This is a genomic window from Jejuia spongiicola, from assembly GCF_023502325.1.
GTDB lineage: Bacteria > Bacteroidota > Bacteroidia > Flavobacteriales > Flavobacteriaceae > Wocania_A > Wocania_A spongiicola.
The window spans coordinates 454,475-474,523 of the sequence record NZ_JAMFLZ010000003.1; the positions used below are offsets into that span (position 1 = coordinate 454,475).

The following is a 20,049-nucleotide window of genomic DNA, read 5'->3' on the forward strand; positions in this document are numbered from 1 at the left end:
TTAATTCCCTATAAAAATAGATTATTATTGTAACACTATTTACAAAGCATGATAGAAAAGAAATATATTTTAAAAAAATTAGGCAACCTTTTTCTTCACCTTTTATTTTGGTGCTTAGTATTGCTTTTTTTTACTTATTTTTTTGGTGCAGAAAGTAAAAACTATAGTGATACGCTTTCATTTTCTATTTTTTTAATGCCAATAACTATTGCCACAACCTATGTTTCTATATATAAGTTAATACCAGAGTATTTAATAACTAAACGCTATCTCCTATTTGTGCTTTATAGTTTTTATACTTTAATTATTTCTGGGTATTTAATAATGGTCTCTATCTTTTTTAGCTTCATATATCTTGCACATTTTGAATATAATGCCATGAATCCTGTAACAAAAAATATATTGTTTGTTGCGATTGCAGTTTATTTAGTAGTCATTTTAGTAAGTGCTTTTAAACTATTAAAGTTAAATTTAAAGCACACTGAAAAGGCAAAAAGTTTAGAAACAAAAATACTAGAAACTCAGCTCAAGCTAAAGGAGCAAGAGCTTAACTATTTAAAAATGCAAATTCATCCGCATTTTTTATTTAATACACTAAATACCATGTATGGCTTTGCTTTAAAGAAAGCCGATGAGACACCAGAAATGATACTAAAACTTTCTAATTTATTAGATTATTTGTTGTATCAAGTTGACAAACCTTTTGTTCCTTTGGTTACTGAAATTAATCATATTAAAGATTATATTGAACTAGAAAAAATGCGTTTTAATAATGCTTTGAAAATCAATTTTAATCATAATAATATTTCTAAAACCATAAAAATTGCTCCTATGTTATTATTACCATTCATTGAGAATAGTTTTAAACATGGTAGTTTACAACATGGTGTTTTAAATATAAACATTGATTTAAATTGTAATGAAGAAAATATTGATTTTAAAATTAAAAATAGTTATAACAAACCTAAAACAGCAAGTAATGGCATAGGTTTGGAAAACATTAAAAAGCGATTAGATTTGGTATACAAAAATAATTACAACTTAACTATTAGTGATAACGAAGGTGTTTTTAAAATAAGCCTTAACTTAAATAATAAGTAATTGCAAAAAAATAAGACTATATCCTGCATAATTGTTGATGATGAATTCATTGCACGAGAAGTAATTGCTATGCATCTTTCTAATATTAGCAGTATTAGTATTGTAGCAAGCTGTAGCAGTGCTATGGAAGCTTTTAAATATATAAGTAAACATGAAATAGATTTAGTTTTTTTAGATATAAACATGCAAGAGATATCTGGAATTTCATTTGCAAAGTCTATTAATAAAGACATTAAAATTATTTTTACAACTGCCTATCGCGATTATGCTGTTGAGGGTTTTGAATTGCAAGCTGTAGACTATTTACTAAAACCCATTTCTTTTGAACGTTTATTAAAAGCCATTAACACCTATTTTGATGTTTACAGTAATCAACAAAAAAGAATTGAAAAACATGTAGATATTAATGAATTTATATTTGTTAGATCAGACAGAATTATGGTGAAAATAAATTTTAATGATATTATATACATTGAAAGTTATAGCGATTATATTAAAATTAATTTACCAAATAAAACCATAGTTACTCGTGAAACTATTAGCGCTATTGAAGCCAAACTGCCAAAAAATTCTTTTATAAGAATTCACAGATCCTATATAATTTCAATAAAACAAATTACTTCGTTTACAAACGAACAAATAACTATTTCAAAAAAATCGTTTCCAATTAGCCGAAGTTATAAAACCAAAGTTTTGCAATTATTAGATGCCTTTTAAACAAAAAAACCCTTTTCAAATTAATGAAAAGGGATATAATATGTAGAGAGTTGCTTAATATACAGGTAGTAACCAACCAAATTTTAACCCTAACTTAAAATTAATCCTGTATTTTAACTTGGCTCTCTACAATATCTTTAATTGGTACAACAAGTTTACCTTGTTCTGTTTTTATAGTAACGGTTATACCGTCTAACGATTCTACTTCGCCTTTAATATTATTGAATTCAATGTTTTGACCTATTTCATAGGTTTTTCTAGCATAAAATGTTTTTAATAAATCTCCTACCACTTTTTGTGCTCCAAAACCAAAAGCTAAAGCAAAAGCTAATAGAAAACCTGCCAAAATCATGGTAATATTACTCGTAATTATTTCAGTATTAACGCCAGCTTGATTTAAGGCAGTTATAGAAGTGAATATGAGTATTATAAAAAATACAATCTGACTTATAATTTTAGCTCCAGATAAATCCATAGATTCAAAAAAGGACTTCAATCCTTTCTTTATTACGTTAGCTAAAACTAATCCAATGGTAAATATAACAACAGCTGCAAATAATTGTGGTAAATAACCTAATAGGTTACTAATTTGCTCAGATATCATGGTTAAATTCATAATGTCTGACACCATGATTATAAGAATAATGTACATAACCCATTTTACAAAATTTGAAACAATCTTAATCGTATCAAAATTTAATTTCTTGCCTTCAACAATCTCAATTTCATTTAACTTATCATCTAATTTATTGGCCTTTGCTAGCTTTAATGCCCTTTTAATAATACGAACTATCAATTTGGTAATTAACCAGCCTATAATCAATACTATAAATGCTACAACTAAATTAAGAAGCACTTTTGTTATTTCTGGCCACATGACTGTTAAAGACTCCAAGGCCTTATCTTTCCATCCTATTGCTTTTTCCATTATCTTAAATTTTGTTAGGGTTATTTTTGTTTAATGTTTTATTTTGTGTCTTTTCTACTCCTCATAACAGTTTCTATCACATCACCTATATTATAAGAAAATAGTGCTGCTAACTCCATAATGAGTTTTGCCATAGCAATATCGCTCATAACCTTTGCTTTGAGTTCTTGCGGAACTTCCTTGAGAGGCTGGTTTATTTGCTTAAACGGATTCTCCATTATTTAAGGTTGTTAGTATACACATTCTTTAGTTTGTCTTTAGCGCGTTTAAGTCTCATTTTAACCGCACTTTCACCTATTCCTAAAACACTTTCAATATCTCTTATAGAAAGAAAATCTTGGTATTTTAGTAATAGAATCATTTTCTCCTCTGGAGAAATTAGCTCTAAAGCTACTTTTAATCTATCAACTTTCATATCCAGAAAACTGGTATCATCTTCATCATAATATGAAAGGTTTTCAATGTCTTTATAATCTACTGACTGTTTCTCAAACTTCTTAGCCGTATTTCTTGTTACATAATTTACACAATGATTATAAGTGAAAGCATACAACCAAGTTGAAAACTTCGATTTCCCTTTAAAGCTAGCCAATTTAACAAAGAGCTTTAAAAATACATCTTGAGTTAAATCTTTAGCTTCATCGGCATCTTTAGCAAACCCAAAACATTTATTATACACTAATGTAGCATACCTATCATACAGTATTTCGAAAAGTAATGTGTTATTGGTTTTAACAATTACTTTTACCAAATCTTCATCAGGTAACTTATTAATATTTTCTAGGGTTTTCAAATGTAGCTTATCGCTATTTTAGTTGTTATGATTTAAGACACAGGTAACTTAAATAAGTCACATAATAATTTTAATTCTTTTAAAAATTATTAAAACACTTTAATCTTTTGTAAATTGTATGACCGTAATTGACTATAAATCAAAATTTTACACAAAATGAAAAAAGGCATATTAATTCTTATCTCCCTAAGTCTATTTTTATCTTGTAAAAACAACAAATCCACTGAAGAGAGCATATTAATTTCTAAATCTCCACCATCATCTAAATATACGTGTGTTCCGCAAGTTACAGATAGTGAATGGTATAAAAAAGATAATATCGCTCCTCTTTTAGAAGGTTATGATGCGATAAATTACCCAATAACAACAGATAATGTATTAGTACAACGGTATTTTAATCAAGGAATGACTTTGGCTTATGGGTTTAATCATGCCGAAGCGGCTCGTTCTTTTTACTATGCAACTAAGCTAGACCCTACTTGCGCTATGGCATTTTGGGGTTATGCATATGTGCTAGGGCCTAATTATAATGCAGGTATGGAAGATGATAATTATCAAAGAGCCTATCAAGCTATACAAAAGGCTATAGAGTTATCATCAAACGCTACAAAAAAAGAAAAAGATTTTATTAAAGTAATGGCTTTACGTTATGCTTCAGAACCTCCTGAAGATAGAACTGACTTAGACACGCAATATTCTAATGCTTTAAAAAAGTTATATGACAAATATCCAGATGATACAGAAATAAGTACTTTGTATGCAGAGTCCTTAATGAATTTACATCCATGGGATTTGAATGAAAAAGATGGTACTGAGAAACCTTGGACTGTTGAAATTGTATCGCTTTTAGAAAAATTGATAGCGCAAAACCCAAAACACCCAGGGGCACATCACTTTTATATACATGCTGTTGAAGCCTCAAAAACACCTGAACGTTCTGATGCATCTGCAAAATTATTTGATGAGGGTTTAGTTTCTGGCTCAGGGCATTTATTACACATGCCATCTCACACCTATATAAGAACTGGCGAATATCATAAAGGTACCTTATCTAACATTGCTGCAGTAAAAGCCGATAGTACTTATGTAACTACATGCCATGCTCAAGGTGCATATCCGTTAGGTTATTACCCACATAACTATCATTTTATGGCAGCTACTGCTACTTTGGAAGGTAATAGTCACTGGGCCATGATTGGCGCCAATAAAGTGTCAGAACATGTTCATCCAGAAATTATGAAACAACCAGGATGGGGAACTTTACAGCATTATTACACAATTCCTTACTATGTTGCCGTTAAATTTAAAAAATGGGATGATATTTTAAATATGAAGTTAGAGACTTACGATTTAAATTACCCAAAAGCCATTAAGCATTATGCTGAAGGTATGGCACATTTAGGAAAAGGTGATTTAAATAAAGCCAAAGCAGAGCTAGAAGCACTTAAAATATTAACTGAAAACGAAAGCTTAAAAGACGTTACCATTTGGGGTATTAATTCTGTTTACGATTTAGTTATTATTGCCTCAAAGGTTTTAGATGCTGAAATTTTGGCATCTGAATCAGTTAAAAATTATAAAGCAAGTATTGTTCTTTTAAAAGAAGCTGTAGCTATGGAAGACGCATTAAATTATAACGAGCCTCCAGATTGGTTTTTCTCTATTCGTCATCATTTGGGAAAAGTTTTAATATTAAATGGACAAAAAAGATTAGCTATCAAAATTTATCAAGAAGATTTAGATCGTTTACCAAAAAATGGTTGGGCTTACCATGGTTTAAAACAAGCATATTCAGATTTAGGAGATCTTAAAAACGTATATAAAATTGACGAATTAATAGCAAAGAGTTGGAAACATGCTGATTTTGAAATTGAAATTAATTGATACTTTGATTATTTAAGTACAATGATATTTCCATTCCACATCGATTAAAATTGCTACAAAACTACTATTAACCATCTCAAACTTTAGGTGTTTGAGATGGTCTAATTTACTTGTAATTTATTGTTCTATCTCATTAGACATATATACTAAATTACTTTATTTACTATTGAAATGTATAACTCTCTTTTACTACTTGAGTTAATCTAAAATACCCAAAAGCATAGTTATCTGGGGTTGTAGTATTAATACAGTTTCCTCTTATCTCTGCTGCAACAGAACTGAAAGGATCTCCTCCACTATCGTATTGCTCTATTAACAATTGCATGTAGTTATGGTACCTTTCAGAAATACCAAATAAAGAGATATCTACCGTATCTCCAGGGTTAAACTCTTCCGTTGGGTCATCAGCATCGTCATCTTTTTCAAAAAAGTCATCGATTTCATTACCGTTTATAAACTCATCCGATATTTCTTCTAAAAACGGGAACATGTCGCCTACTTCCAAAACCCTAACTAAATAATAGTTTTCTTCATCAGCAGGATCATCCCAAAATATAGTAACATCTAAAACCTCGTCATCAAATCCTCCTTCTAAAGACTGAGTAATTCTATTAATATCTGAAACCGATTTTAAAGTTTCACTTGCTTGATAATTTTCTCCGTTATAAACAATTTCTAATGTATATGTATCATTAACAACTGGAATAAAACTTGAAGTTGTATAAGTTCCATTATTCTGATCTGCAAATGTAAATTCAGCACCACTATTAGTATTAGTTACTTTTACTGTTGCTCCTGTTACAATATTATTTGTAGTTGTATCAAAATACGGTGTAGATGTATGTAGTTTAATTGTTTGGTTGTTACCTACTGTTCCTTTTTCCCAATCTATAGAAGCTTCTACAACTAATCTTGGTGCTGCAGTCGGTACCGTTACATCAATAACATCTTCGCACGAGGCCAATATTAAGCATGCTATTATTGCTATTTGTTTTATATATTTCATGTTTTTAAAATTTAAAATTATACGTTACAGAAGGAATCATTCCAAAAATGGCTGTTCTATTTGCTTCATTTTGACCTGTATCATTATTTTGTCTAAAAGAAATAGAAGCTGCATTTTTTCGATTATACAAATTGTATATTCCAAAAACCCATTCTCCTTTCCAACGTTTATTAAGTTTCCTATTGGGTTTATATGTCGCAGATATATCTACTCTGTGGTATGCAGATAACCGATCATCGTTTCTACCTGAATAACTTGCTATAGATAAATCTTCATATTGATACTGCCCATTTGGGTAAGTTACTGGTCTTCCTGTCTGATAAACTAAATTAGAACTAAGACTCCATTTATCATTCAATTTATAAATTCCAGTTAGAGATACATCGTGTGTTCTATCATAGGGTGTATTATACCAATTCCCTTTGTTAATCCCTGGCCCTCCAGCTTTACCACCAAAAGTTCTTTGCTCTGATTTTGATACTGTATATGCTAACCAACCAGTAAAGTCTCCTTTGTTTTTACGTAGTAATACTTCTAATCCGTAAGCTCTAGCCTCACCATTTAATATTTCTGTTTCAATGGTATTGGTTCCTATTAAGTCAGACCCATCAACGTAATCTATTCTATTATCTACAGTTTTATAATATGTTTCTAATTCTAAAGAATACGCATTGTCTTTAAAATTTTTATAATAGCCCAAGGCATATTGATTTGATAGTTGCGGCTTTATATACTTCCCACTAGGTGTCCAAACATCTAAAGGTGTTACCGCCGAGGTGTTTGACAATAAGTGTAAATATTGAGAAGACTTTGTATAACTAGCTTTTACGGACGATGACTCATTTAATTGGTATGAAAGTCCAAGACGTGGCTCAAAATTATCAAAAGTTTCAATGCTTTCTCCTTTTTTATAAAATGTTTCTCCGGCCTCAACACCTTCTTCATAAATACCTAATTCGCTATTATAAACAACAGGTTGATTATCTACATAATTCATTATGTTTTGCCCTCCTAATCTAGAAAATCTACTATATCTTAAACCGTATTGCGCAGTTAGCTTATCAGTAAGTTTATGTTCTGCACTTATATAAAGCCCGCTTTCAAAAGCTCTTTTTTGCTCAAGCTTTAAGTAATTTATTGAAGAGCTTGGATCTGTTGGTTTAACTTCTCCTGGGTTTAAACGATACAAAATACCACTAACACCAAAATCTAGTTTTAATTTTTCATTGGCGTAATATCTAAAATCATATTTCAAATTATAATTTTTAATATCTGCAATCCAATCTAGCTTAATAAAATCTAATACAATTTGATAATCATATTTACTATAAATTAATGATAAATTAGAAAAGAGTTTATCATTAAAAATATGATTCCATCTTAAATTTCCCGTTGCATTACCATATGTGTTATTTATTACTTTTGACAAGTTAAAGTTATCTCGCCCAAAATATCCAGATAGAAAAACACGGTTATTTTTATTAATTTCATAATTAGTTTTAAGATTTAAGTCATAAAAAGAAATTTTATCATCTTTAACATCTTCAATAGCCTTCATAAACAAGTGTGCATATGATGTTCTTCCAGCAATTAAAAAAGATCCTTTATCTTTAAATACTGGCCCTTCTACTGCCAATCTGCTTGAAATAAGCCCTATACCCCCTGTAAGTCCAAAATTTTTGCTGTTTCCATCTTTTTGGCGAACATCTAAAACAGATGACACTCTTCCTCCAAACTTAGCAGGAATATCCCCTTTATACAGTTTAATATCTTTAATAGCATCTGTATTAAAAACAGAAAAGAAACCAAAAAAATGCGAAGTGTTATAAATGATAGCTTCATCTAATAACACTAAGTTTTGGTCTGCAGCGCCACCTCTTACATTAAACCCAGCAGTTCCTTCTCCATTATTAGTAACTCCAGGCAACATTTGAATAGATTTAATTACATCTATTTCTCCTAGAACCGCTGGCATTTGCTTAATAGTTGATGCGTTTAACTTTGAAACACTCATTTGTGGTTTTTTTATACTAACTCTTTCTGGCTCTTCAGCAGTAATTACAACTTCATCCAGTTGAGTTGATACTTCCTTGATTTCAAAATTTAATGTTTGATTTACGTCTAAAACTATATCTTTTCTAATTTCTTGATACCCCAAATAAGATACTATTACGGTATAATTTCCTTTTGGAGCTGTTAACGAAAAGAAACCATACTCATTAGTAACAGAACCATTAGTGGTTCCTTTTAAAAATACGGTGGCTCCTAATAAAGTTTCTCCATTTTTATCGTCTTTAATAGTACCATTTATCGTAAAGCTTTCTTGAGCAGAAAGTATGGACGTACATAACATAAATAACAATAATAATTGCTTCATTTTTTGATTGTTCATTCTTTGATTTTGATTTATAATTGTTTAAAAAATTGATTCTTATTTGTTTGCCTCTGCAATACTATAAATATATTCTTGAGGCTTTTTATTTAATTCTCCTTTTTTGAATTTAATCCCTGTACTCCATCTAAAACCCAAAAACGGGTTTATGGATTGACAAACGCTATTTTGGTTTTTATGTTTCATTACTATTTGCTTTTGTTTTAAACATAATACTTACTACAAGACAACCCAAAGATGAATAGGTTGCATATTTCATGTTATTTTTTTAATTAATTTTTTATTTGACTACTGTTAATGTCTTTTTCATAGAGTTTAATTCAATACTGCTTCTATATTTTGTCAATAGAAATAAAAAAGCCTTGAATTTCTTCAAGGCTTTTTGTTATAAAAACGGTACTTGTTTTATTCAGTAATACCTTCTAAATCAAACATGAAAGCGTAAGTTAAAGCTAACCTTTTGTAACGTTCAAAACGTCCTGATGCTCCACCATGACCCGTTTCCATATTACAATCCATAACCAATAAATTGTCATCGGTTTTTAATTCACGTAATTTAGCAATCCATTTTGCAGGCTCCCAGTATTGTACTTGACTATCCCAATACCCTGTAGTTATTAAAATATTTGGGTAGTCTTTGGCTTCCACATTATCGTAAGGAGAATACGATTTCATATAATCATAGTACTCTTTATTCTTGGGATTTCCCCATTCATCAAATTCAAAAGTAGTTAATGGAATTGTTTCATCTAACATTGTTGAAACCACATCAACAAAAGGAACAGCCGCTATAACGCCATTCCACATGTCTGGTTCCATATTTAGTATAGCTCCCATTAATAACCCACCAGCAGAACCTCCATAAGCATATAGATGGTTGTTGTTTGTGAATTTTTCATCAACTAAAAACTTACCAACATCAACAAAATCTGTGAATGTGTTTTTCTTTTTTAACAGCTTTCCATTTTCATACCAATCTCTTCCCATTTCTTGTCCACCACGAATATGAGCAATGGCATAAACAAAACCTCTGTCTAATAAGCTTAAACGTGTAGAGCTAAACCTTGGTTCTTGGCTATTTCCATAAGAACCATATGCATAAAGCAATAATGGATTTTTTCCGTTTTTTTCTACTCCTTTTTTATAAACTATTGACACAGGAATTTTTGTACCATCTGTGGCTATTGCAAATAAACGCTCTGATGTATAATTTTCTATTGCAAAAGTGCGATCAACTACTTCAGTTTGTTTTAAAAGCAATTGCCTCTTTTCTGCCATATTATACTCATAAGTACTATTTGGAGTGGTTAATGAGCTGTACCTGTAACGTAAAGTATCAGTGTTAAAATCTAAATTTGATGTAGTAGTGGTGAAATATGCTGGATCATTAAATTCAATATAATAATCGTCACTACCATCCCACTTTATAACTCTTATAGTTCTTAATCCTTCTTTTCTTTCTTCAGTAACTAAGTATTTTTTAAACAAATCCATACTTTGAAAATACACGTCTTCTCTGTGTGGTATAACATCAACCCAATTCTCCTTTTCTGTTTTATCTACAGGAGTTTTAACAAGTTTAAAGTTTTTTGCATCTTTATTTGTTCTTATATAAAAATGATCTTCAAAATGGTCAATAGTGTACTCTAAGTTTTTCTCTCTAGGTTGAATAACTTTCCATTCTCCGTTTGGTGCATTTGCATCTAAAAATCTGAATTCTGTTGATAAGGTTTGAAAACTACCTATTACTAGATAAGCGTCAGACTTTGTCTTGCCAACACCACATCTAAACGTATCATCTTTTTCTTCGTAAACCACTACATCTTCAGATTGGTTAGTACCAATAATATGCTTTACAATTTTATTTTGTCGCAAGGTTTGTGGATCTTTTGTTGTGTAAAAAACAGTTTTCCCATCGTTTGCCCAAGTAGCACTACCTCCAGTGTTACTAAGCTTATCGGCTAGCAACTCTCCAGTTTCTAAGTTTTTAAAATATAAAGTGTATTGTCGTCTAGAAATAGTATCAATTCCAAAGGCCAACATTTTATTATCTGGACTTACAGAACGTCCTCCAAAACCATAATAAGAATAACCTTTTGCCATTTCTGGGCCATTAAGCATAATTTCCTCTATAGCTCCTTTTTCCAGCTTTTTTCTACAATACAAAGCATAATCTCCTCCTTTTTCAAAGCGTGTATAATACGAATATCCATTATCGTTTACTGGAACAGATTGATCGTCTTTTTTAATACGCCCTACAATTTCATTATATAATTTGTCTTGCAAACTATCAGTATGAGCCATTGCTTTACTTAAATAATCGTTCTCTGCATTCAAATAGTCTAATACATCTTGTGTTTGCTCATCTGGCGTTTCTGCATTTTTCTGTTCGTCGCTTAAACGCATCCAAAAATAATTATCGATTCGAGTATCATCATGAATAGTTAGTTCTTTGGGTATTTTTTTTGCAGATGGTGCTTCCATAGAAGAATATGGTTTTTGGTTTTCTTTTTGTTGGCATGAAGAAGCCATTAAAATAATAGCAAAAATTGAGTAAATTGAAGCTTTCATTGAATTATAGTTTGTTTTAGTTAGTGTATAAAGGAACGAAAATAAGTTTATAAAAATTGGAAGAAATTGAAAATTAACAGTCTTATTTTTATCCTAAAAAATCAATTTAAATAATATTCATTTTTTCTAATAAACAGTAATATTGAAATACAAAACCCAATTACAAAAGAAATCAAGTTAATTCCAATCAAATTTTCTTTATTTATTTTGTAATATTTCAAACTTACTTCCTTAAGATTCATAATAATTAATAATGATAAGGCTATTGTGTTTGCTATGATATAGAATCCTAAATTCTCTTTACTCGCAGAATATTGTATAATAGAATTAATTATTAATAAATGAAAATAATAAGTGATAAATATCCAACCAATTTTGTTTTTAAAAAAAACTCCAGCTAACGCAAAACTAACTAAAATAATTGCTCTTAAATACTGTGATGTTGGTATTGAATTAATAATTGTATCTAAATTAAAATGAGTATACTCTTTGTATTTTAGAAATTCACTAAACCTCTCTAATCCTTGATAAAGGTTAAAAACAAATAAAATTATTATTAATAAATGAACAATATATACTAACTTAAACTTCATGATCTAATTCCCCGAATTTTTCAAAGAATCAATTTGCCGTTGTAGTCTTTCAATTTCTTCCGTTTTCTTGTCAACTACAGGAATTACGATAGTTGAATCTGAAGTTTGTTCAATAATATCAATTTCTTTAGCATCTTCGGCATAATAATAACCAATCCCTTCGCTCGACCTCCAAGCTTCATTTAATTGCTCATAAACCGTTTTATCCCATTGGCTTGGGTGTTTAACATCAATCCAAATAACATCTCGATATTCACTATCTATCAACACTAAATCTGGAGTTGCAGAACCATCAAATTGGCCCGCATCTTTTTCACTAATAGCAGAAACAGTTCCTAAAAAGAACATGCGCTTTCTTCCAGCAATATCTTTGATATATGGTCTGAATTCTACAGGTGTGTTCGCATTCCAATCGTATTCTTTTCTCGATTCTTTTACTTTTTGGGGCATTGCAGATACGCCTGCATAACCTTGTTTTTTTGCTGCATGATCGTAATAATACATTTTATCTGTTCCGTCTGCAGGAATAAACACACTATAACTCAAACTAGTACGCTCCTGACCTACTGGTTCTAATCCAAACCAATGGTATAAACCATTATAGGCATTAGAATCAGTATCAGAAAAATTAAAGTCTGTAACATAAGGTTGCTCATTTTGATCTTTAGGCATTTCTGGAATTTTAACTGCAGTTAGCATATTCCATGGCAATGGATCACTAAATCCTCCTAAAAATTTTAATGATTCCGCTTGTAGCTGTGATACTTTTTCGGCTAATATATTTTGACCTATTAAAAACGGATAATTTTTCATCTCTTCTGGACTTATATAAGTGCCCTTTCCTATTAAAATACGCTCCATATAATCATTAAAATCGTGCTCGCCATTATTTACAACCATAACACCACCAAATGTTGGATATGGGAATAAAAACCCTTTCCATTTAATTAAGCTCACTACTTGCACCCATTGTCCTGTATCATTTTTCATATAAAATGTATCACTAGGTTCCATCATAAATAATTGAAAGAAGTTGAAACGTTGCACAACAGCATTATACGTGTTTCTACTAAATTTTAATGATTCGCCTATTGAAAAAGTTACAGGAATTCTATTTTCGTTTGAAAACCTTGGAAATGGTGTTGTACTTGATACTGCAAATACTTCTTCTGTGTTATCGCTTATTTGCTGAAATGTATAATTTTCAGAAGGCTGGATAGCCATCGTCCATTTATTTTCATCATCAACTCGAACTAAATGTGGTAAAGACACATCTTTAGTCTCTCCTACACTTTCATTTGCCATAGTAAAAATATTTTGCAATGGCTGAATACGCTCATTCTGCGTTAATGGTAATTCGTTTATTTCAACTTTATTAAGATTATTAAATACATTAAATGTTTTCATGTAATCGTACATTTTAAAATGCCAACCTACAACGTATAAAAGACCGAAAAAAACAGCCAATACTCCTAAAATACCAATACGCTTTCCTGTACTAGCAGAGTTTCTAAATTTTCGTAATCCAAAAAATAAAACAACTGCACTTAATAGAATGATGAAGATGAATTTTCTAACAAACAAAAGAGCTGGTTGATAATCGTCGCGCAAAACAAATAATGCGATTAATAATATTAAAGCAATTATTATAGTTATTGTTTTTTGTTTTTTACCTTTATTCCAGTAGTTCTTTAACATAATAAGGTTTTTTAATTTTCGCCATGTTTTTTAGTATGTCTAATAGATAATACCATAGCGATAATCATTAAAATAGGTGTTAATAATCTTAAACTATTTTTCCATTGAAAACCACTTTTATAGTCGTAGACAAACAACTCTACAACAATCAAAATAGCAAATAGTACAATGAATACGTATCGAAATTTATTTTTGCTCATTTTATAAAGATTTATAACAATCCTTTATCTTTCAACCGTTCTCTAGCACTCTTCTCTTCAGGTTTTGGTGTCTCTTTTATAGTTTCAGGTTCTTCAGTTAAATCTGCATCTTTCGACTTTAAATCTTCTATAAAATCCTTGCCTTTCTCTATAGTATCTTCCATAATATCTCCAATAGAATCGCTTTTATCTTCTATAACTTTAGTAGATTTTATAACAAAATTTGCTAAATAAGTACCAATTAAAGTCCCAACAACTACTGATGAAAATGCAGAAATTCCATTATAGCTTCCAAATATTTTGAAAGGTGTTAAAAATTGAAATACTAGCCCAATTAACAAAAAAGTGGTTGCTACAAAAACCAATCGTGGTAAAAAAGCTTGCTTATATACAAACCCTTTTCGGTTTTCTGGTTTCATTTGAAGAGCTTTAGAGTTTACCATTTTGTTTACAAAACGATATAAACCATTACCGTTAGATTCTCTCCAATATAAAAAGATACCAAAAAGTATCGCTCCTATAAAAATTACTAATTCTAGTCCCATGGTTTTTTGTTTTAATGATGCTGTATAAAATTAGTCTATAATTATTAAATATTGTTACTAATAGTCTCAATAGTCCACTCTTTAAAAGAATCGTCCCAAGTTTTAAAACTATTATAAAATGCTTCTTTATCGTACCAATACAGGTACAACACGTCTTTTGGAGATACATTTACCAACAACATCCAAATTAAATCTTGATGTTTAGCGTCTAAAGATGAATGCGGTTGATGCAAAGCCTCAAAGAGTTTAACATCAACAATATCGGCAATTTTGTATTGGTTACTAGTCTCAATTTTTTCTAAATAGCGTTCTACACTCATTACTTTTTTTCGTGCTTCAATATTTAACTTGTTAAGGTAACTTTTGTACAGTAATGGATCGTTTAAAATGTTTTTAATAGGATGTTGAGGCTTTTTTAAATGCTGAAACATCTCAAATTTTTTAATTCGATGGTATCGCTTTGTTTTTACAACAGCCTCCAAATCGTATTCGATAATAACGTGGTCTCGAAGTTTATCCATTAATTCAGATTGATGGATATGATAAATAAGCACTTCGTAGCTTACATCTTTAATCGCTTCCTTATGCCATTTCTTATCTTCAAAAACCACTATAGGTGTTATAAAATCTCGCAATACATAAACACCTCCAAAAGCTTTTGTATAGAAGGAATCTGTGGTAAATTGTAATGCATGTAAATCTAAATCTCTGTGACGCAAGTCTCCATAAGTGTTTGCAGAATCTAATAATTGTTGATGCAAATTTTCATCAATAAAATTGTTACCTCTATTAAAAGTTTCAACTAGCTCTAATTGTTGTTCCTTTATTTTATCTAGATTGTTTATTAAATGAAAACTTATAGAAATTGTATTGTACTTTAAAACATCCAAAGGCTCATAAAAAGCATCAATATTTTGGTCGAAATCTAAACAAATAGCACAATCGCGTGTAATATCATTTATTTTGCTTCCATGTATTTTGAAAACAAATTTCATTATATCTCTATCAAACGTATGAAACGGAACATACACAGGCTTTCCTTTTTGTAATGGTGAGATAATTATTCCGTGCGGATTGGCATCACCATTATTTAAATAGTGAATCTCTTTTTTTTCCTCTGCAATCTCAGGGCTCCAACCAATGCCATCTATTGAAAACGTTTTTAGTTTTGTTTTTGTAAATCCGAGCTTTACCAAACATTTATTATAACGCTCAACAAGCTTCCCACTTACAGGAATTAATTCGCTTCTATATAAATTAGCTGTTTTTAGTTTATCCATTTTTACTTCTTTTCACAACTACTGTATTTGCAACCATATCACCAATACGCTTGTTTTGCTTATTAGTTGATGCTATAATTAGTCCGATTAAGAATATATAGTCTATAAAACCTAAAAAGAACCGAACAAATGCTTGACCAATTCCAATCGATTCATAATTATTTGATACTACTTCTAAATTTAAGAATCTTTTCCCTATAGTTTTGCCAAAAACACCTTCGCTTATAGGCCAAAGAAAAAAGCCAAACAAAAACATTCCTAAAGCTGGCAATCCATTTAAATTAAATCCAAGCTCCTCTTTATCTGGTGTTCCAAAGAAAATTCCAATAACCATTCCTACCAACCAAAAAATAAAAAAATCAATTAAAAATGCTAAAACTCTATTTCTCTTTTTTGCAATACCAACTATTTCTCCATTTTCACTTTTAAATTCTTCCATTGTTTATACATATATTTCCTTTTCGCAGGAATGACAAATCATCAGTCTATTAATTCATTAATCTTTATATGTTGCAACAACATAATCGTTCTAGCATCAATAATCTCACCCAAATCAATCATTTCCATAGCCTTGGTAAAAGTGACTTCCAAAACTTCTATTTCTTCGTTTTCGGTTTCTAAACCACCTCCATTATCAATTCTATCAGAATCGGTATAATTCCCAGTAAAAAGATGTACACGCTCTCTTACTATTCCTGGTGATAAAAACACAGTACTTACAGCCTTTAAATTAGAAACATTATACCCCAATTCTTCTTTAACTTCTCTAATAACAGAAGTTTCTGGTGATTCACCATCATCAATGGCTCCTCCACAAACTTCTATAGAAACACCATCAGAAACGCCTGAAATATATACAGGTATTCTAAATTGTTTTGATAAAAGAACTTTTTTTGATTCTGCATTGTACAATAATATCGCAACACCATCACTCTTACCATAAGCTTCGTGGGCTATTCGTTTCCATTTTCCACTTTTAAATTTAAAATCGAAATCTATTCGCTCTAGCTTACCCCAAAAATTGGATAATACAGTTGATGTTATGTTCTTTATTCTTTTATCTTTTGTCATCAAATTGCTCTTTAGCCTCAGTCTCTATATTCAATTGATTTACTCTTGCATCTACTTTTCGTTTAAAATCAGTATCGGCAATAGTTGCTACATTATCTAAATAACGCACAACTTCTTGACGTCTAATTTCTGAAAAATCCAACCCCTTCATATTGCTTTTCATCAATTCTTGAAGCATTCCAAACTTAGTTTCATAATCTTTTTTGAAATAAATATCTGGATTTTCAAACCAATCATCCTCTAAATCAAAATCAGTTAACCGTAAAGATATTGCCGATTGTATATTCCGTACATCACGCGACGAAAAAAATGGAAATATCTTTTGAATTTCTTTATACAAACTTGCATAAAACATATGCTCATTACTATCATGCATTTTATCAACCCTTTCAAAGGTTTCTAAAACACGTTCTTCTGAAGGCTTTTCAATAGCATCTAAGATATCTCCCATGTTTTTTGCTAAACCTTGATTTTCTAAATATTTATAGCCTTGTGGGTTTTGCATATTTACAAAGTCTGGCATGGTTTTATCAAACTTTTTCCACCAAATATAATCTTGATCTAAAAAGTCATGCTCGCTTCTCGCTCCATCAATTTTAAAACGCCCTTGTACACGAGAAATCACAGCTTTATCAAGCATTTCTGGAAGGTTAGTAAACAATCCAATAGAACTGTTACCATAGTTTACGGCATAAGCGCCTTCAGTATATCTTAAAAACACGCCTATAACTTCCTTGACACCAGCAGAAACTCCCTGAGCTGTTCGCTCTTGTAAATTGTTTTCGGCATCATCAATAGGTGCAAAAATAAGTTTTGATGGGTCTTGTAAAGGCTTCATCCATTCAACCATTTTTTCAGCACTGCCACCTTGAAATGTACTAATTAAAGTATCTGGCATAGGGTGAAACAAAAACGGAATATCCAAATTATCACAATGCTCTTTAAGTCGCGTAGCAATGGCTGCTATAAGCATACTTTTTCCTGTTCCTGGAATACCATAGCCCATAAACACTGGCATAAAACCTCCTAATTCTTGAAAAGGATTCTTCTTTGCCACAAAATCATAACTCAGCATACGTTCGGTTAATCGACGTGCAAAATGTTTGGCATCTCGATTACCAACAATTTGTTCAAATTGAATTTTATTAAACTCAATACTTTTAGCTGTTCCGGAAAATACGTTATTCCAACCTGATACTGCAAATTCAGATTTCTCTAATTTATATGTTCTATCTTCAATGGTTTCAGTATACTCTAAAGCACTTTTGCGTAATTGAATTTCATCAATTAACGCTTCAAAATATACTACTGTAAAATCAATAACGTCTTTATCTGATTTTATAATTTCTGGATGCCCTAAATATTTATCAAAATAAAACAAACTACATGAAATTCCTTTTAATGGCGACATGAGTGATACTTCTGGAATACCTGCAAACTTTTGTTTCATCACACTTAAATCGTCTGAGGCATGAGGTTTTAAATCATGTAATATTTTATAAGCTGTCGAGAATAGCATAAAAGCTGTTGCTGTGTGCATTTTACTTTCAAACTCACGTTTTCCGTTGGTATCTAAAGCTGATTTGTTTTCGTTTAAGCTTGATAAACCCGAAGCATCGTAAAAACTATCTTTAATCCAAATACCTAAAGTGATTCCTTCTTGAACAGCATATAAAGTTTGGTTTAAATAAATAGGGATTGCTACAGAGTCTGGTAATAATCGTTTTTTTAGAGCAAGAATCGTTTTTGAAACCGAAGTTATTTCTGCAGTATTTGTTCCATTATTGGCACGCGATAAATACAGTAAAATTGATTCATCCTTTGCGTTTTTATCCTTGTTTTTTGCGCGAGCTCCTTGCTCCCATTGTATAGACTTCAAATAGGATGCAGCTTCATCACGAAGCATATCTAGTTCGGTAAGTTTTATTGGAAATGTTGAGTTGTGTTCCATATATTTATTTTTACGTCATTACGAATAAAATTTAGCAATCTACTTCTCTTATTTAGGTAACCACGTCGATTTGTTTTTCTTTATGACTTTACTTTTTAATATCTATTTTTAATTCTGAAATTTGAATAGGTGCCTTTTCTAACGTGTCTATTACATCTGGTGTTTTGTTATATAATAATTGAATAATTCTATGTGGAGCAAACACATATTTTTGCTTAAACACCTCATCCCACTTTTGTAAAATTTGCTTGTTAAAAAAGCTTCCTTCTTTAAATTCACTACCAGAACTTACTTCGTCTAATCGCAATGAAATAGCATAAGATTCTAGCGGAATTTCTTTTTTACCAATAGCCTCCAAAATAGTATGTGTTATATCATTTTCGTCTTTTGCAAATACATTATGTATTGGTCCTAAATCAATTCGCTTTATAAGTTTAGGCGATACTTTTGGTAGTTTTCTATCAATAGTATATGCCATAGTATCCAAAGCCATGTCTCTATCAGCTACCGTTTTTAAAACCTCATAAATCTCATCTTTATAATCATTTATTTTTGTGCCATCGTAATTGAAATACATAAAACATATAAATGGCCTGTTATGAGACACATCATAAAAACCCCAACTTATTAGCAAGTCACCAGCAGAATGTTCTGGAGCACTTAATATTTTGCCTTGCACAAAACGATTAAATATATATTCTTTTTTAACTGACGAATAATAGACTATAGATGCTGCTTGAAAAAGTTTACTCTTTTTTATCGGTTCTTTTTTTCGCATTAATGTATCTAAAAATTCTTCCTTTAAATTACTTATAGGAGTCAATCTGCCTAAATATTCATCGCGTAATTCTAAATCATTAAATAAATACCTGAATTCTAAATAGTTAGGAAAACCAGAGTAGGTTAAATCTACTTTCATATTATCCTCATCATCATACATATATTTAACACGCATGGCTTCAATAGAGTATAACAATAAGTCGCAATACTGCTTAAACAACTGAACTTCTTGAGCGTTACAAATTTTTTGTTGTTGTACAGCAACAATAAGCTCTTTAAAAGCAAAATCCATCATTTTATGGTAAAACACATAATGCTCTTTGGAGTCTAGAACAGCAGAATCTAATGGTGTAACTATATGATTTATGGACATGTTTTTAATTAATAATTGACAATTGTCAATTTTTTGGGCGTTACCCGTAGGGGTCAGGCTTTCGGCAGTCGCTCTTTTCAAGGAGCTCCAACAAATGCCTCAATCCTTAACGCAGTACGAGAATACCACAGAATTTATAGTTTCATTTGATGAGATTCCTGCCTTC

Annotated in this window: 17 protein-coding genes; 3 read left to right on the forward strand and 14 right to left on the reverse strand. The window is 30.7% G+C overall.

Translation table 11 applies throughout. The features are described from left to right. The first annotated feature begins 48 nt into the window (after positions 1-48). Positions 49-1,101, forward strand: coding sequence for a sensor histidine kinase (locus M3P09_RS09325; protein WP_249972928.1), 1,053 nt, complete (start codon positions 49-51; stop codon positions 1,099-1,101). Continuing rightward, entirely contained in the window at positions 1,102-1,818 is a 717-nt protein-coding gene (locus tag M3P09_RS09330) for a LytR/AlgR family response regulator transcription factor (protein WP_249972929.1), read from the forward strand. A gap of 100 nt (positions 1,819-1,918) precedes the next feature. On the opposite strand, the gene M3P09_RS09335 is transcribed toward M3P09_RS09330, so the two are convergent. From M3P09_RS09335 to M3P09_RS09345, 3 genes are read right to left on the reverse strand one after another with little or no spacing between them, the layout of a single operon-like run. Then, positions 1,919-2,746 carry a mechanosensitive ion channel family protein gene (locus M3P09_RS09335; protein WP_099566045.1) on the reverse strand — a complete coding sequence of 276 codons (828 nt, stop codon included), beginning with the start codon at positions 2,744-2,746 and terminating at the stop codon, positions 1,919-1,921. A gap of 38 nt (positions 2,747-2,784) precedes the next feature. Next, complete coding sequence (locus M3P09_RS09340; protein WP_099566046.1) at positions 2,785-2,964, reverse strand: hypothetical protein; 180 nt, start codon at positions 2,962-2,964, stop codon at positions 2,785-2,787. Further along, positions 2,964-3,539, reverse strand: a complete 576-nt coding sequence (locus M3P09_RS09345) for an RNA polymerase sigma factor (protein WP_099566047.1) — start codon at positions 3,537-3,539, stop codon at positions 2,964-2,966. The genes M3P09_RS09340 and M3P09_RS09345 overlap by 1 nt, the downstream gene beginning before the upstream one ends. Before the next feature lie 156 nt (positions 3,540-3,695). Between M3P09_RS09345 and M3P09_RS09350 the strand changes: the two genes are divergently transcribed. Beyond that, positions 3,696-5,423, forward strand: coding sequence for a tetratricopeptide repeat protein (locus M3P09_RS09350; RefSeq protein WP_249972930.1), 1,728 nt, complete (start codon positions 3,696-3,698; stop codon positions 5,421-5,423). Between the two features lie 163 nt (positions 5,424-5,586). Here the strand turns inward: M3P09_RS09350 and M3P09_RS09355 are convergent, their stop codons facing one another. The 11 genes from M3P09_RS09355 to M3P09_RS09405 form a co-directional block, all read right to left on the reverse strand. Continuing rightward, on the reverse strand, positions 5,587-6,429 hold the full coding sequence (locus M3P09_RS09355) for a DUF4249 domain-containing protein (protein WP_249972931.1): 843 nt from the start codon (positions 6,427-6,429) through the stop codon (positions 5,587-5,589). A gap of 4 nt (positions 6,430-6,433) precedes the next feature. After that, entirely contained in the window at positions 6,434-8,821 is a 2,388-nt protein-coding gene (locus M3P09_RS09360) for a TonB-dependent receptor (RefSeq protein WP_249972932.1), read from the reverse strand. A gap of 39 nt (positions 8,822-8,860) precedes the next feature. Then, positions 8,861-9,007, reverse strand: coding sequence for a hypothetical protein (locus tag M3P09_RS09365; RefSeq protein ID WP_249972933.1), 147 nt, complete (start codon positions 9,005-9,007; stop codon positions 8,861-8,863). Between the two features lie 219 nt (positions 9,008-9,226). Then, a complete protein-coding gene (locus M3P09_RS09370; protein WP_249972934.1) occupies positions 9,227-11,392 on the reverse strand; it encodes a S9 family peptidase in 2,166 nt (721 codons plus the stop codon). A gap of 596 nt (positions 11,393-11,988) precedes the next feature. Next, the gene (locus M3P09_RS09375) at positions 11,989-13,683 is read right to left on the reverse strand and encodes a hypothetical protein (RefSeq protein ID WP_249972935.1); all 1,695 of its coding nucleotides are present in this window, start codon (positions 13,681-13,683) and stop codon (positions 11,989-11,991) included. Between the two features lie 211 nt (positions 13,684-13,894). After that, the gene (locus M3P09_RS09380; RefSeq protein WP_249972936.1) at positions 13,895-14,428 is read right to left on the reverse strand and encodes a hypothetical protein; all 534 of its coding nucleotides are present in this window, start codon (positions 14,426-14,428) and stop codon (positions 13,895-13,897) included. Between the two features lie 44 nt (positions 14,429-14,472). Then, on the reverse strand, positions 14,473-15,708 hold the full coding sequence (locus tag M3P09_RS09385; protein ID WP_099566055.1) for a DUF6638 family protein: 1,236 nt from the start codon (positions 15,706-15,708) through the stop codon (positions 14,473-14,475). Continuing rightward, on the reverse strand, positions 15,701-16,147 hold the full coding sequence (locus tag M3P09_RS09390) for an RDD family protein (RefSeq protein ID WP_249972937.1): 447 nt from the start codon (positions 16,145-16,147) through the stop codon (positions 15,701-15,703). The genes M3P09_RS09385 and M3P09_RS09390 overlap by 8 nt, the downstream gene beginning before the upstream one ends. Before the next feature lie 41 nt (positions 16,148-16,188). Then, positions 16,189-16,779, reverse strand: a complete 591-nt coding sequence (locus M3P09_RS09395) for an NUDIX domain-containing protein (RefSeq protein WP_249972938.1) — start codon at positions 16,777-16,779, stop codon at positions 16,189-16,191. Continuing rightward, a complete protein-coding gene (locus M3P09_RS09400) occupies positions 16,766-18,730 on the reverse strand; it encodes an AAA family ATPase (protein ID WP_249972939.1) in 1,965 nt (654 codons plus the stop codon). Before M3P09_RS09400 ends, M3P09_RS09395 begins: the two co-directional genes overlap by 14 nt. An 88-nt stretch (positions 18,731-18,818) precedes the next feature. Continuing rightward, positions 18,819-19,883 (reverse strand): hypothetical protein, encoded by a 1,065-nt coding sequence (locus M3P09_RS09405; RefSeq protein WP_249972940.1) that lies wholly within the window; start codon positions 19,881-19,883, stop codon positions 18,819-18,821. Positions 19,884-20,049 lie beyond the last annotated feature (166 nt).

Excerpts from the sequence above, each read along its gene's own strand:
- M3P09_RS09335 (WP_099566045.1), bottom strand. The coding sequence starts at position 2,746 with ATGGAAAAAGCAATAGGATGGAAAGATAAGGCCTTGGAGTCTTTAACA.
- M3P09_RS09350 (WP_249972930.1), top strand. The coding sequence starts at position 3,696 with ATGAAAAAAGGCATATTAATTCTTATCTCCCTAAGTCTATTTTTATCT.
- M3P09_RS09380 (WP_249972936.1), bottom strand. The coding sequence starts at position 14,428 with ATGGGACTAGAATTAGTAATTTTTATAGGAGCGATACTTTTTGGTATC.
- M3P09_RS09390 (WP_249972937.1), bottom strand. The coding sequence starts at position 16,147 with ATGGAAGAATTTAAAAGTGAAAATGGAGAAATAGTTGGTATTGCAAAA.
- M3P09_RS09340 (WP_099566046.1), bottom strand. The coding sequence starts at position 2,964 with ATGGAGAATCCGTTTAAGCAAATAAACCAGCCTCTCAAGGAAGTTCCG.
- M3P09_RS09405 (WP_249972940.1), bottom strand. The coding sequence starts at position 19,883 with ATGTCCATAAATCATATAGTTACACCATTAGATTCTGCTGTTCTAGAC.
- M3P09_RS09395 (WP_249972938.1), bottom strand. The coding sequence starts at position 16,779 with ATGACAAAAGATAAAAGAATAAAGAACATAACATCAACTGTATTATCC.
- M3P09_RS09400 (WP_249972939.1), bottom strand. The coding sequence starts at position 18,730 with ATGGAACACAACTCAACATTTCCAATAAAACTTACCGAACTAGATATG.
- M3P09_RS09355 (WP_249972931.1), bottom strand. The coding sequence starts at position 6,429 with ATGAAATATATAAAACAAATAGCAATAATAGCATGCTTAATATTGGCC.
- M3P09_RS09375 (WP_249972935.1), bottom strand. The coding sequence starts at position 13,683 with ATGTTAAAGAACTACTGGAATAAAGGTAAAAAACAAAAAACAATAACT.
- M3P09_RS09325 (WP_249972928.1), top strand. The coding sequence starts at position 49 with ATGATAGAAAAGAAATATATTTTAAAAAAATTAGGCAACCTTTTTCTT.
- M3P09_RS09365 (WP_249972933.1), bottom strand. The coding sequence starts at position 9,007 with ATGAAACATAAAAACCAAAATAGCGTTTGTCAATCCATAAACCCGTTT.
- M3P09_RS09360 (WP_249972932.1), bottom strand. The coding sequence starts at position 8,821 with ATGAACAATCAAAAAATGAAGCAATTATTATTGTTATTTATGTTATGT.
- M3P09_RS09385 (WP_099566055.1), bottom strand. The coding sequence starts at position 15,708 with ATGGATAAACTAAAAACAGCTAATTTATATAGAAGCGAATTAATTCCT.
- M3P09_RS09370 (WP_249972934.1), bottom strand. The coding sequence starts at position 11,392 with ATGAAAGCTTCAATTTACTCAATTTTTGCTATTATTTTAATGGCTTCT.